This window comes from Psychrosphaera haliotis (genome assembly GCF_039523615.1).
Taxonomy (GTDB): domain Bacteria; phylum Pseudomonadota; class Gammaproteobacteria; order Enterobacterales; family Alteromonadaceae; genus Psychrosphaera; species Psychrosphaera haliotis.
This window is the reverse complement of the sequence record NZ_BAAAFQ010000007.1, coordinates 88,037-101,807: the sequence shown is the minus strand read 5'-3', so window position 1 is coordinate 101,807 and position 13,771 is coordinate 88,037. Positions and strand designations below refer to the sequence as shown.

The following is a 13,771-nucleotide window of genomic DNA, read 5'->3' as shown; positions in this document are numbered from 1 at the left end:
TGAGAAACAACAGTGAACAAGTCATTAATTGGTGTTATTGCTGCACTTATTATTGCGGTCACCGTTGTTTTTCTTTGGGAAGTTAAAGTGAATGATTTTTCAACAAAAAATTATGAGCCTAAATACACTCAATGCGAAAACGTTTACGTAAGAAAAAGCCCGCATCCTTGTAATGCGGGCGATCTTATTTATATTGATGCGGATGTTGCGCAGCGATACTGTACCAGCAATATCATCGCCCGTTTTGATGACAGCGTATACTGCCAGTACAACGGCTTTAGAGACGACTTAGCGGAAATAACGTCATATTAATTAAGCCTTTACCCCGCCGTTTATCTTTATAATTTAGCCACTAATTTAAATAGTTTCTTTTTAAGCGATGTATAAGGTGCATATCTGATTGGTGCATCTGCCCAAAAGCTACGATGCATAATCGGCTTGAGGTGACTAAACGTATCAAATCCCCATTTACCGTGATAACTCCCCATGCCCGAATTGCCTACACCACCAAATGGTAAGTTATGGTTCACCATGAATATAACGGCATCATTGATACATAAGGTGCCAGAGCTCGTTCGCTGAGTGACTAATTTAACATTCTTATCATTGTTGCTGAACATATATAGCGCCAATGGTTTTTCACGACTGTTAACAAAATCTATTGATTCTTGTAGCGACTCCACTTCGATAATTGGCAACACAGGTCCAAAAATCTCTTCTTGCATCACACCACTGGTTAAATCAGGGTTTAACATCAGTGTTGGTTCAATATACTTTTCATCGCGATTAACCTGTCCACCATGCACAATCGTGTCAGATTCTGCAGCAACATACTCAGATATACGGTCAAAGTGACGCTGATTAATGATCCTGCCATAGTCTTGCGACTCTTTTGCAGACTCACCATACTGCTTTAATAATGACTGTTTTAAAGCTTCAATTAACGCTTTTGAGTGTTTGCGCTCAACTAGCACGTAATCTGGTGCAATACAGGTTTGCCCGGCATTTAAAAACTTTGCCCAAATTAAACGATCGGCCGTCACTTTAAGATTTGCGTCGGCGTCTATAATGCACGGGCTCTTGCCACCAAGCTCTAGGGTAACAGGGGTTAGGTGTTCACTGGCCGCGCGCATCACTATCTTCCCAACGTTTTCACTACCGGTATACATTATGTAGTCAAATCGGAGTTTTAATAGCGCTGTAGTTTCTTCAACACCACCTTCATAAACGGAGATAGCACTGGCATCCATATATTTGGGAATTAAACTAGCAAGCAATGTTGATGTTGCCGCAGCAAGTTCTGATGGTTTCAATACAACACAGTTACCAGCGGCTATAGCAGCCACCATAGGACTTAAAACTAGTTGCAATGGATAATTCCATGCTCCCATAATTAACACAGTACCGTATGGTTCTGGACGTATAAAGCTTCGACCAGGTTGCGCTAACATTGGTGTGGAAACGTGTTGCGGTTTGCTCCAAGACTTTAACTGCTTAATAGAATGCTTAATGTCTTTTAATACATATTGATACTCAGAAACGTAAGCTTCAAATTGACACTTGTGGAGATCCGAAGATAGCGCGTCATATATTGCATTTTCGTTTTCCATTAACATTCTTTTTAATGCTAACAATTGCGACTTCCGCCATGACAGTGGTTTTGTTTTACCTTCGTTAAAAGTAGCTTGTAGCGTATTTAAAAATTTCATCGTTTCCCACTTAATTATCGTTGGCAATGCCCGCAAAATACGGTACTGCGCTGTCCTAATCTTATTTCTTTTAGCTTTTGGTCACACTTTACACACGCTTCGCCGCTGCGCCCATAAACTAAAAGCTCTTGCGCAAAATAGCCCGGTTTACCGTCGGTTTGTATAAAGTCTTTAAGCGTTGTACCGCCTTGCTCTATCGCGTTCGCCAAAGTCTCTTTAATATGTTGAGTGAGAACTTCATATCGTTTTTTTGATATCTTCCCTGCCGCCCGATTGGGATGTATACCAGCCTTAAACAAACTTTCGTTGGCATAAATATTACCGACGCCAACCACAACATGGTTGTCCATTATAAAGTTCTTCACAGCAACTTGTTTGTTTCTGGATTTTTCGAACAAATGAATATCTGTAAAGTCGTCGGTTAATGGCTCAGGGCCAAGTTTTCCCATTAATTCATGTTCTGTGTCTGGTACCTGCCATAAACAAGCTCCAAAACGACGAGCATCGTTTAATCTAAGTACCGCGCCATTGTCAAATTCAATATCAATATGATCGTGCTTTAATAACGGTACCGACTTATCAACGACTCGCAAATTCCCTGACATCCCCAGGTGCAAAATAATACTACCTACTTTGGTATTTAATAACAGGTATTTAGCCCTTCGACTCACTGAGTCAACCACTTGTCCTTCTGCGCTTTTCACATCATCGGGAACAGGCCAACGCAAGTTAGGGTTTCGTACTATCACTTTTGATATTTTTTGGTCGGTAATGTGAGGTGATATACCTAACCGACTGACTTCTACTTCTGGTAATTCAGGCATCTAAAAGCTCTCTTGGGATAAACTGAGGTAGCATCGAATACTTTAACGCATACCAATTTCCCGTCATTTTGTTTTGTACGTATACGGACTGCTCTTGATGATCGATGACAAATTCAAAAATTAAACCCTCTTCGTTACCCGCTAACCAAACTACAACTGGCAATGACACCGCGCTGTCTAAAACTAAAGGCACTGACTCAATTTGTTCAAGAGGTTGTTGAACCCATGTTTCTACGTATTCCTCAGGATTGCTGATAGTCGCTGTAGGGATTTTACTCAACACTCGCCAACTCGCCCCTAACCTTTGAATTTCAATGCCACTAAAGTCGATAGCTTGAACTAGCTTGGAGTTTTGCACCAAAGGTTCAACGGCCATTTTTTCTGAGTTTGTAGCAAACATATTACTCGTGTAGTTAAACAGAATAATCATAAATAAACAGGCGAAAATAAGAACGTTGTTCCAGCCTTTTTGAGAAAGACGCATAAGATTGATTCTTCTTTTTAAATAAGATTCTTAAAGGTTAGCAACTTATAGGAAGAAAATTAAGGAAAAGCTGTGAATGAGGGATTTGAAGATACAAAAAACCCAGCACTTGGCTGGGTTTTTAAAACTTTTGCAAAAGTTTCAATAGAATCAATTTAAAGCTTACTTAATTTTAGCTTCTTTGAAGATCACGTGCTTACGGATCTTTGGATCAAATTTTTTGATTTCCATCTTTTCAGGCATTAACTTCTTATTTTTATCAGTTGTATAAAAATAACCAGTTCCAGCCGTTGAAACTAAACGAATTTTATCACGCATGATTTAGTTCCTTAAACCTTTTGACCAGCTGCACGCATATCTGCAAGCACTGAATCAATACCATTTTTATCGATGATACGCATACCTTTAGTAGATAAACGTAATTTAACGAAACGCTTCTCACTTTCAACCCAAAAACGGTGAGTTTGTAGGTTAGGCAAGAAACGACGTCGTGTAGCATTGCGAGCGTGTGAACGGTTGTTACCAACTGTAGGACGCTTGCCAGTTACTTGGCACACTTTTGACATGTCAATTTACTCCAAAACTTAAATTCTGACGCCAATCTAATTAACCCTTACGGCTAATTATTTGCCCGGGCATTTGAAAGGGCGCAATTTATACAGAATTTGACGCTAAAGATCAAGTTAATTCGTGTTCGCACCTCGAAAAACTCGATATTGGTCTTTTTACAATCAAAATCTGGAAAATATAACGTCAGAGTGACTAATTTAGTGGCGCGTATTCTACTTTTTTTTCGGCAACAGTACAAAGAAAAGATCACTTTTACTGGCTTCATTTCAAATTAAATTCACTTCGCCACTTTAACTAACGGATATTTAAACGAAAACCTAGATGAACAACGAGATCTTTCACTGTTCTCCTAATAAAGTACTAATCGACTTGGTAAGGAGTTTCCAGCCTAGCTTTTACTTCTCTAAAATGCTCTTGCTCGTTAGATAAGTTATTCCAACTTTGTTTGATTAAATATTCATTGGCTAAATAATCTAAGAACTGAACACGTAAAATAGGATCAAAGTTCCAGATCTTAAGTTCAGTGATCGCATCTGCTAACTCTTTGGGCGATTGGCAGTGCTTTACCAGACCTTGAATATTTAAAAAGGTATTGCCTAACGTGATCACTTTTTTGTTCAACAATAATGCTTCAATACCCACAGTTGAGTTTATTGTTAGTACAGCTTCGGACTCTTGAATGAGTGATGACGTTTCATTGTTATTTGCGAAAATAATTTGTGGGTTTTTATGGTGTAAATCTACAAATGAGCGCGGCCAAGATGGATGTTCTTTAACGACAAACTTTACGTCCGAATCCATAAAGCTAACTGCTTTTTCGAGTTCTTCGTAAAAAGCTTCCATTGATTTAATCCATGGCGAGTGACAAACAATCTGGGTGTCATTCGGCACTTGAAATGGAACAAAGATAAATCGTTCTGGCAATGTCACTTGGGCATCATCAGATTTCCGATTCTTATGTGGCGCTCTTTTCACTAAATTAGACGACAACTCATTTTTTTCAGTGGAGCCTGAGTCCCAATTTAAATAGAAGTTTGCATCTCTAGGCACTGAATTTAAAGCGTTCACACCTTTTGGATCAAGTACTGTTGTATTTGGAAGCAATCCGTTTTCAAACAATTGAGTTTTGATACCGCATGCTTTGGCGACTTCATAAGGTGTTTTATTTGGTTGCTTCATGCCATTCCAGACAATGACAGTATCGATATCATGACTAGAGAAATAGCTAAAATAGTAACTTGCTCTGCACTTTTCAATAAAACGATAGTAACGAGTAATAGCACCTAGCAATATAGGGTTAGTATTTAGAATTGGGTGCCTAACTTTCTTTCTTTCAACATGTACATTAACTAGGTCATCTAAATCAAGGTCATTAACTTGTGAGAAAAATGATGGTCGAGGAAAAGCGAAAAACTTTAGTTTTTGTAGGTGAGCTTCATCGCCTAAGAATTTCGTAAGCTTACGATAGTAGCGATAATGAGACGATACCCGCGATATAAACAAATATTTAATTTTTTTCATATACCTAATTTAAACAACCTAACCTAAAAAAAGAGTTCTTTTACTCATCATTAGAATAAGATTCTAAGGAGATGATCGACGTAAACAAGCTTTTTTTAATATTTCCGTTATATTCTAGGCATTTTACGATATTATGATGCTTCAAATTTCTTCCGCTCAACTCTAAATCCTAACAAGATGACATTAATGACAAAACGAAACATTGCCATATTTATTGATAGCCTTGGTGGCGGTGGCGCTGAGAAGGTAATGATAACGTTAGCGCGACAAATGCAGCATCAAGGTCATTATGTTCACTTTTTTATCTTAGAGCCTCGTATTGAATATACGGATAAGAGTTTAAATTATAGCGTTTTGTACGAAACCACCTGCCATCGTAAAAGTACTTCGACGGGTCGGTTAAAGCAAACAGCAAGAGACATGCAGCAACTTGTCTTACAAACGGAAAAAAGTGTCGGTAAATTTAATCTTCACTTGGCTAACCTTGACCCTTCTTGCCAAGTTGCAAATCTATGTTCATTTAAAAACATTTACTACGTTTTGCATAATGCCATGGCCCAAGAAATTAAAAGAGAAGGTAAGTTGGGCCCGCTAAAGTTATTCAGAAAGCTGAAGCAGAAAAAAGCTTATAACAACAAACATATTATTGCTGTAAGTGAAGGCGTAGCTCAAGAAGCACTATCTGGAAAGCTTATAAAACCAGCTAGCGTAACTACAATTTATAATCCGATTAATAAGGCTGAGATTGTAACCGCTTCTGAAGCAACAAACCCTGGCATCCCTAATGAACCTTACCTCATTCACGCCGGCCGAGTTGTAAAACAGAAGCGCCATGACATTCTTTTTAAAGCGTTGAGATTAGTCCCGGATATAAAACTAGTATTGCTGTGTAAAAATATACCAAAGGCACTCAAACTTGCGAAACGTTATGGTGTCGCTGACAGAATAGTTACGCCACAGTTTCAAGACAACCCTTATGTTTGGATTAAAAATGCGAAAGCTTTAGTATCAAGTTCAGACTTTGAAGGTTTAGGGATGAACCTGATCGATAGCCTTATATGCGGTACGCCTGTTGTAAGCACAGATTGTGACTTTGGTCCTAATGAAATTTTAACCGGTAACCTTGCTGACTTTTTAGTGCCAACCGGCGATCATAAAGCCCTAGCGGATAAGATAAATCAAGTACTGAAGTCACCTCCCACAATAGATATCAATGGAGTGAGTGAGAAATTTGGACTTGAACAAGCAACACAAAAGTATTTAGCACTCATAAAATAAAACTAGTAATAAGGGGCGTCGTTTATTGTTAATTATTTTGCGACGTTTCTGTGATTCAAAAAGTTAGATCAATCCTCTTTCAGCAAAGCTCACCACTTCTTCATTACCAATAATGAAATGGTCTAGAGTCCTCACGTCAATGAGTAACAGCGCGTCTTTTAATCTTTCCGTTAACCTTATATCCGATTGGCTTGGCTCACTAATGCCTGATGGATGATTGTGCGCAAAAATAACAGCGGCTGTATTGTGTTTAATTACTGTATCTACAACCACTCTTGGGTAAACAGCAGCAGAGTCAATCGTGCCCTTAAACAATACCTCGCTTTTAATAACACGATGTTGATTATCCAAGTGCACCAGTACAAACTGCTCATAAGGCTCATCTCTTAATAACCTATGTAAATAAATGCGAACCGCCTGTGGCGAATCTAACAATGTATCGCGCTTCATTACCTCACTAAAATATCGATTTGAGAGCTCCAAAACGGCTTGAAGTTGCACAAACTTAGCCTGCCCCATGCCTTTAATTGCAGTAAACTGTTCAACGTTAGCGCTCAGTAATGCATTGAGCGAACCAAATTCATGAAGCGTATGGTTAGCCAAACTAACTGCATCCATTCCCGATATGCCAGTTCTAAAAAATATTGCTAAAAGCTCTGCATCGGATAATGAACTAGCTCCTTGATTGAGTAATTTTTCTCTTGGTCGGTCGGATAATCGCCATTGTTGTATCGACATTTTGCCTCCTTGCCATTGATGTGAGTTTTTTATGGTGAAATGGTTTCAAAACCGATAAAGTAAGCACCTAATTTGAATATAAAATATAGCCTGCTTTAGGTTAACAACCACTCAAAGCGACCGATATATGTCAGAACTGAACCATAAACGCATTTTATTAATTATCAGTGGCGGAATTGCTGCCTATAAAATGCCGGAATATATTCGCCGAATAAAAGAGCGAGGCGCTGAAGTAAAAGTGGTCTTAACTTCTGGCGGTAAAGCTTTTATCACCCCTTTGACCTTGCAGGCAGTTAGTGGCGAACCAGTTGCTGAAGATTTGTTAGATCCAAACGCAGAAGCGGCAATGGGTCATATTGAATTTGCCAAGTGGGCAGACCTAGTTATTGTTAGTCCTGCATCGGCCGATATGCTGGCAACCATGAGAGCAGGTTTAGCCAATAATTTAGCAAGTACACTATTACTTGCCACTCCAGCCCCAGTTGTTGTTTGCCCAGCCATGAACCAACAAATGTATGCCCATGCAGCTACCAAAGAAAACTTATCAGTATTGTCCTCTCGTGGAGTCCATATTTGGGGACCCGCTGTTGGTGAGCAAGCTTGTGGAGATGTAGGCGCAGGCCGCATGATTGAGCCAAGTGAAATTGTTGAACGCACTGTTTCAATGTTCAAATCAAATACAAAAATATTAGCTGGTAAAACAATCACAATTACCGCAGGTCCAACTCGCGAGTCAATTGATCCGGTTAGATATATTTCAAATCATTCAAGTGGAAAAATGGGCTTTGCCATTGCTGAAGCTGCGGCAGAGCTAGGCGCAAAAGTAAATCTTATTGCTGGTCCGGTTTCTCTTTCAACACCTAAAGATACGCTTCGTTATGATGTTCAAAGTGCCCGAGAAATGCAAAACGCAGCGTTAGAATTAGCACAACAGTCAGATGTTTTTATTGCTTGTGCTGCAGTTGCCGATTATCGACCTGAAATTTGTGCCGACCAGAAAATAAAAAAGAATGATGACGACATGACCGTCACTATGGTGAAAAATCCAGATATCGTTGCTGATGTAGCAGCACTAAATAAAAATAGACCTTTTGTAATCGGTTTTGCGGCCGAAACACAAGAGGTAGAAAAATATGCATTAGGGAAACTTACCAAAAAGAACCTAGATATGATCTGTGCAAATGATGTATCCGTATCTGGTCAAGGGTTTAATTCTGACAATAATGCATTAAAAGTATACTGGAATGATGGAAGTAAGGACTTACCTCTGAATTCCAAAAAACACCTGTCTTATGATTTATTAGACGTTGTGTTTGAGCAGTTAAATAAAGTTTAATCATTAAATTATAAATGTGCGCCGAGGGGAAGTATGCCTGCAGCTAAAAAGGGTAACCGTAAAGAGCAAATTCTACAATGTCTTGCTGAGATGTTAGAAAGCCACGCGGGGCAAAGGATTACAACAGCTAAACTAGCCGAGAAAGTCGGTGTTTCTGAAGCTGCGTTATATCGACATTTTCCAAGCAAAGCGAGAATGTATGAAGGGTTAATTGAATTTATAGAAAACACTTTATTAAGCCGTATTAACGTTATTTTGGAAAAAGACAAAACAACGGAAGGTCGCATTCAGAATATCATGAAGCTAATTCTTGGTTTCGCAGAAATGAATCGTGGCATTACTGCTATTTTAACTGGTGATGCACTTTTAGGTGAGCATGACCGATTAAGAGAGCGTGTTGTGTCTTTGTTCGAGAAGCTTGAAACACAATTTAAGCAAGTTTTACGAGAGCGTAAACTTCGTGAAGGCAAAAGCTTTCCAATTGACGACGCTGCTTTAGCTAATTTATTGTTAGCTTACACCGAAGGTAAAATGAATCAGTTTGTACGTTCAGGATTCACTCGTAGCCCAATGGACGGGTTCGATACACAGTGGCAAGGCTTAAAGATGTTCTGGTAGGATCCTTCTTATAAGCAATAATAAAAATAAAAAGCTTATTATGCAGTACTTTTTAAAATTTTCAGGTTACCTGCTAGTACTATTGCTAGCAGGCTTATGGTTAAAGCCCCAGGCTACCTTTGATAGCGTGCCGGTGATGGCACATCCATGGACGTTGAAATCGACGGAATTAAACGAGAGTTTAAAGCCGCAGAGACTACAAAAGTCTACAAACGGTCACTATCAATTTAGCGCCACATCAGAATTGATCAATGTAACACCTAGAATGCTACATTGGTTTTATCAAAATCAAATTCAAAATAAGCTAACCTTTAATGGTCAAAGCTTATCTTGGTTTAAGCTTGCGCAACCTAGAACCCTCAGTAATCTTTTTATTGTCACTTCGCCTGAGCCTCAAAATAACCGCCTTTTACACGGAGTTGTCTTTCAAGAACAATCCAGCTTTGACGATGAGCAATGGCAAATGCGATATAAAATTCGCTCTTTTGGCGACGAAGGCCTAACGCTTGACGTTCTGCATGCTGGCTATGCTATTGGAAGTATAGAATACAAATATACTGCGAATAAAAATGGCACCTCTATACAAATAAACGGTAGTATGGGCATGAACGTACCAATAATAGGTGATTTTGCTAATTTCTATTTGTTTAACAAGGTGTATCCATCAAGACTTTTAGACGACTGGTTTAAGAGTACACTAGAATCATACGGACATATGGATCAGTTAATTCCAATTTTATATTCGCAAAAACACAAAGCATCTTATTCTATTAATTCATAGTTTTTTAAAGACGGAGTTTTAATGAAAAAACTAATATTTTACATAGTGTTGTTAATGACTTTTGCGGTCAATGCCGACCCATCTGCTATTCCTTCAAGTGGTGTTATCAAACGCTTTGAAGATTTTCATTCTGAATTTATATCAAGCCGAACTATTGATGTTTGGCTACCTGAAGATTATTCCTACGACCAAAAATATGACGTTTTGTACATGCACGACGGCAACATGTTATTTGATTCATCTGACACTTGGAATAACCAAGAATGGAAAGTGGATGAAGCGGCAGCTAAGCTGATGAAGGAAGGAAAAGTTAGACCGTTTATTGTGGTTGGCATTTGGAACGCGGGTAAAAAACGTTACCCAGAGTACTTCCCTGAAAAGGTATACCGAGAGCTTTCTCTTTTAGACAGAACGATTATAAAAACTAGGCTGGCATTTCAGTCAAAGTCCTTTGCGCCTATTGGTGACTTCTTTTACGGCGATAATTACGTTCGTTTTTTAGCTAATGAAGTTGTGCCATTCATTGAGAAAAACTTTAATGTTCATTCTGAACCAGCACATCGTTTTGTTGGCGGCTCTAGCATGGGCGGCTTAATGTCATGGTATGCATTGCTAGAAAGACCTGATGTGTTTGGCGGAGCGATTGCTATGTCAACACATTGGCCTGGTATGTACGATGTGGACAATCCGTTTCCAAAAGGGTTTGAAGACTACATACGAAAAAATATAAACAAGTTAGATGGCCATAAAGTGTATTTTGACTTGGGTGATCAAACTTTAGACGCGGTATATCCTCCGTTGCAAAAGCGTATCGATGCAATCTTTGCCGCATCCTATCCAAATGATTTATGGAAGACAGAGTTTTTCCCGGGCCACAAACATGACGAAGTATCATGGGCGAGTAGAATCCACCTGCCACTGATGTTTATGTTTGGTAACGAGGAACAAGAGTGAAACGTCAATACCGACAGTCAACCCATAAGGAATATGTAGGGGACAAATACGGAAACCTCTATTATAACAAGCTAAAGTATTTTGAGTTTCACTCGTACCCTGGTATTGAATTCCACAAGATGTGGTGTATTTGTGTCATTTTATTACTGTTATTCAAACTCGATAACTTATTTGCGCTAAGCGCTGCATCGGGTATTGGTGGAGTTTACGTACTGTACTTAATGATGGTAACTTTGTATTTACTGATAAAAAAAATATCACGTAATAAAGGTTATTTTTTATACCCTACTTTTATGATCAACTTTTTTAAAAAGCGCCGTAAAAGCATGGAGTCTGCGACCCATGTTGCTTAAGCTTTAAATAACTTCATTATCAATATCAATAACGACAAGCTTAAAGCTTGTCGTTTTGCATTTTCCATAAATGGTAATAACGCCCTTCAGCTTCTAATAGCGTTTTATGATTACCCACTTCAACTACTCTGCCCTGCTCCATTACAACTATTTGATCAGCATCAACAATGGTTGATAAGCGGTGCGCAATCACCAAAGATGTATGACCTTCTGCAATCTCTCTCAACGACTTTAATATTGCTTGCTCCGAGCCTGAATCTAACGATGAAGTTGCTTCGTCAAATACCAAAATTGAAGGCGCTTTTAATAAGACTCTAGCAATGGCTACTCGCTGTTTTTCACCACCAGACAGCTTTAATCCGCGCTCACCTACTTTTGAGTCTTTACCGTCAGGTAAGGAATTAACAAAGTCGTTTAAATGCGCCATTTTTATGGCCTTCCACACTTCCTTATCGGTTGCAGTTGGTTTGCCATAACGAATGTTCTCAAAAATAGTATCGTTAAATAACACAGTATCCTGCGGCACAATTCCTATATTTTCTCTAAGCGATGTTTGAGTCACGGTTTTTGTATCTTGACCGTCAATGAAGATTTGGCCGTTATTTACATCGTAAAAACGAAACAAAACTTTAACCAAAGTAGACTTGCCCGCGCCGCTAGATCCAACAACCGCTACTTTTTGCTTTGGATGAATTGTGAAGCTGACGTTTTGTAAAATAGGTCGCTCTTTGTTGTAGGCAAAGTCTACATTTCTAAATTCAATGCTTGGCTGTTTAATGGTTAAATCAGTGGCGTCTTGGTTATCAGTGATTTGCTCTTTTCGCTCTAACAACAAAAACATTTTTTCAATATTGGCGAGTGACCCTTTGATTTCTCTATACACAAAGCCAAGAAAGTTAAGAGGCATAAACAGTTGCATCATAAAGGCATTGATTAATACAAAGTCACCAATCGTCATGCTTTTATCCACTACACCTTGAGCAGCTAACATCAACATACAAGTCATGGCAGTTGCAACAATAAGCGCTTGCCCGCTGTTTAGTCCAAATAAGGTTAAGCGGTTACTTCGTCTTGCAGATTCCCACTTTTCTAAATCTTCGTCATAACGATTTGCTTCATACTTTTCATTGTTAAAATATTTAACTGTTTCGTAATTTAATAGACTATCAATGGCTCTGGTATTACTTTGTGAGTCGGCTTCATTAGCGGCTCTAATGTAGCGAGTACGCCATTCTGTTGCGTAAGCGGTAAAGCCAATATATAAAACGATGGCCGATAACGTAATGACCGCAAAATCCCAACCGTATTTAGTAAAGAAAATACCGACAACAAAAAGGATTTCCAATAAAATTGGGACAATATTAAAGACCATAAATCGCATCAAAAAGCTGATGCCACTGATGCCCCGCTCCATGTCTCGAGATAGGCCGCCCGTTTGACGATTTAAGTGAAAATCTAACTCTAGTTTATGTAAGTGATTAAAAACTTTAAGCCCCACTTTACGCATAGCGCGTTCTGTAACTCGCCCAAACAAAGTGTCTCTGACTTCACCTAAAATGACATTTAAAAAGCGTATGGCTCCGTATGCAACAACTAAAGCAACTGGCACGGCAAGAATGGCTAACGCAGGCTCTACTGAGTCTTTCGCATTTAACGTATCCACTAAGTTTTTTAATACAAAAGGCAAACCAACGCTGGCAACTTTAGCTAGCACTAAACAAGATAATGCAAGAAACACCCTAACCTTATGCTCCAACAGGTATGGCACTAGCGCAGTAAGGCTTCGCCAACTAAACTCAGCATTAGGTTGGTCTGTCACGTTTCGCATTTTTCTCACAATTAGCCCTATTTTGTTTGATGTGTATTAAAGTGTTGTCCGTTTATCGGTAAGTATATATTGGCAATTTTTAATTGCCGTGGGAGAATAACAACACAATTGAATTCATTAGTTTATTTATTGCTTTGCAAAGTTTAAGTGCACAAATTTATTTAGAAACCAAACAACTCACTTGTATTAAACAAGACCGCATATTGTTTGAAGATCTAAACGTTCAGTTTCGCCGTGGAGATATTATCCAAGTGGCGGGGCCTAACGGTGCCGGAAAAACAAGCTTACTTAGAATTTTAGCTGGATTAGCTCAGCCTTACGAAGGCACTATTGAGTTTGATCAGAATAATATCAATGAACAACTTGAACTATACCGACAAAACCTACTTTATTTGGGCCACTTACCTGGTGTTAAAAGTGAATTAACCGCCCAGGAAAACCTAGAGTTTCAACTATCTCTGCATGGCTATGGTAACAGCGACGCTGAAGCATTGTTAGCAGATGTTGGTTTACTGGCGTTTGAACAGTCATTAGCTGGCCAATTAAGTGCTGGCCAGAATAGGCGTATCGCACTGGCTCAGTTGTGGCAAAGCAAAGCCAAAATTTGGATTTTAGACGAACCCTTTACCGCAATCGATGCAAAAGGGGTTGAAGCTATTGAGCAAAAAATACTAGAACATGCCAATAATGGCGGTTGCGTTATATTGACGACTCACCAAGAATTAAATCTTCCTAGCAACAGAGTGTCACGCCTAGAATTGGATTATCGGTTTTAAT

The 13,771-nt window shown here is 39.0% G+C and carries 16 protein-coding genes; 8 read left to right on the top strand and 8 right to left on the bottom strand.

The features are described 5' to 3' along the window. The first annotated feature begins 12 nt into the window (after positions 1-12). The gene (locus ABD009_RS10005; RefSeq protein WP_343825039.1) at positions 13-312 is read left to right on the top strand and encodes a hypothetical protein; all 300 of its coding nucleotides are present in this window, start codon (positions 13-15) and stop codon (positions 310-312) included. A gap of 26 nt (positions 313-338) precedes the next feature. Here ABD009_RS10005 and ABD009_RS10000 read toward each other — a convergent pair whose 3' ends face one another. The 6 genes from ABD009_RS10000 to ABD009_RS09975 form a co-directional block, all read right to left on the bottom strand. Then, a complete protein-coding gene (locus tag ABD009_RS10000; RefSeq protein ID WP_343825037.1) occupies positions 339-1,709 on the bottom strand; it encodes an aldehyde dehydrogenase family protein in 1,371 nt (456 codons plus the stop codon). A gap of 14 nt (positions 1,710-1,723) precedes the next feature. Continuing rightward, positions 1,724-2,533 carry a bifunctional DNA-formamidopyrimidine glycosylase/DNA-(apurinic or apyrimidinic site) lyase gene (mutM, locus tag ABD009_RS09995; RefSeq protein ID WP_343825035.1) on the bottom strand — a complete coding sequence of 270 codons (810 nt, stop codon included), beginning with the start codon at positions 2,531-2,533 and terminating at the stop codon, positions 1,724-1,726. Beyond that, a complete protein-coding gene (locus ABD009_RS09990) occupies positions 2,526-3,017 on the bottom strand; it encodes a hypothetical protein (protein ID WP_343825033.1) in 492 nt (163 codons plus the stop codon). Before ABD009_RS09990 ends, mutM begins: the two co-directional genes overlap by 8 nt. 162 nt (positions 3,018-3,179) lie before the next feature. Beyond that, positions 3,180-3,335, bottom strand: coding sequence for a 50S ribosomal protein L33 (rpmG, locus tag ABD009_RS09985; RefSeq protein WP_105050859.1), 156 nt, complete (start codon positions 3,333-3,335; stop codon positions 3,180-3,182). A gap of 11 nt (positions 3,336-3,346) precedes the next feature. Next, positions 3,347-3,583 (bottom strand): 50S ribosomal protein L28, encoded by a 237-nt coding sequence (gene rpmB / locus ABD009_RS09980; protein ID WP_155696463.1) that lies wholly within the window; start codon positions 3,581-3,583, stop codon positions 3,347-3,349. Between the two features lie 364 nt (positions 3,584-3,947). Further along, the gene (locus ABD009_RS09975; RefSeq protein WP_343825027.1) at positions 3,948-5,108 is read right to left on the bottom strand and encodes a capsular polysaccharide export protein, LipB/KpsS family; all 1,161 of its coding nucleotides are present in this window, start codon (positions 5,106-5,108) and stop codon (positions 3,948-3,950) included. Positions 5,109-5,294: 186 nt separating this feature from the next. Between ABD009_RS09975 and ABD009_RS09970 the strand changes: the two genes are divergently transcribed. Continuing rightward, positions 5,295-6,386, top strand: a complete 1,092-nt coding sequence (locus ABD009_RS09970; protein ID WP_343825025.1) for a glycosyltransferase — start codon at positions 5,295-5,297, stop codon at positions 6,384-6,386. A 63-nt stretch (positions 6,387-6,449) separates the two neighbouring features. Here the strand turns inward: ABD009_RS09970 and radC are convergent, their stop codons facing one another. Then, on the bottom strand, positions 6,450-7,124 hold the full coding sequence (gene radC / locus ABD009_RS09965) for a RadC family protein (protein ID WP_155696466.1): 675 nt from the start codon (positions 7,122-7,124) through the stop codon (positions 6,450-6,452). Between the two features lie 127 nt (positions 7,125-7,251). Between radC and coaBC the strand changes: the two genes are divergently transcribed. From coaBC to ABD009_RS09940, 5 genes are read left to right on the top strand one after another with little or no spacing between them, the layout of a single operon-like run. Further along, positions 7,252-8,460 (top strand): bifunctional phosphopantothenoylcysteine decarboxylase/phosphopantothenate--cysteine ligase CoaBC, encoded by a 1,209-nt coding sequence (coaBC, locus tag ABD009_RS09960; RefSeq protein WP_343825022.1) that lies wholly within the window; start codon positions 7,252-7,254, stop codon positions 8,458-8,460. A 33-nt stretch (positions 8,461-8,493) separates the two neighbouring features. Continuing rightward, complete coding sequence (gene slmA, locus ABD009_RS09955) at positions 8,494-9,078, top strand: nucleoid occlusion factor SlmA (RefSeq protein ID WP_155696468.1); 585 nt, start codon at positions 8,494-8,496, stop codon at positions 9,076-9,078. A 40-nt stretch (positions 9,079-9,118) separates the two neighbouring features. Next, the gene (locus ABD009_RS09950) at positions 9,119-9,859 is read left to right on the top strand and encodes a hypothetical protein (RefSeq protein ID WP_343825019.1); all 741 of its coding nucleotides are present in this window, start codon (positions 9,119-9,121) and stop codon (positions 9,857-9,859) included. A gap of 21 nt (positions 9,860-9,880) precedes the next feature. Continuing rightward, positions 9,881-10,813 carry an alpha/beta hydrolase gene (locus ABD009_RS09945; protein WP_343825017.1) on the top strand — a complete coding sequence of 311 codons (933 nt, stop codon included), beginning with the start codon at positions 9,881-9,883 and terminating at the stop codon, positions 10,811-10,813. Next, complete coding sequence (locus ABD009_RS09940) at positions 10,810-11,166, top strand: hypothetical protein (RefSeq protein ID WP_343825015.1); 357 nt, start codon at positions 10,810-10,812, stop codon at positions 11,164-11,166. The genes ABD009_RS09945 and ABD009_RS09940 overlap by 4 nt, the downstream gene beginning before the upstream one ends. A gap of 40 nt (positions 11,167-11,206) precedes the next feature. Here the strand turns inward: ABD009_RS09940 and ABD009_RS09935 are convergent, their stop codons facing one another. After that, entirely contained in the window at positions 11,207-12,994 is a 1,788-nt protein-coding gene (locus ABD009_RS09935; RefSeq protein WP_343825707.1) for an ABCB family ABC transporter ATP-binding protein/permease, read from the bottom strand. Positions 12,995-13,128: 134 nt separating this feature from the next. Between ABD009_RS09935 and ccmA the strand changes: the two genes are divergently transcribed. After that, on the top strand, positions 13,129-13,770 hold the full coding sequence (ccmA, locus tag ABD009_RS09930; protein WP_343825013.1) for a cytochrome c biogenesis heme-transporting ATPase CcmA: 642 nt from the start codon (positions 13,129-13,131) through the stop codon (positions 13,768-13,770). Position 13,771 lies beyond the last annotated feature (1 nt).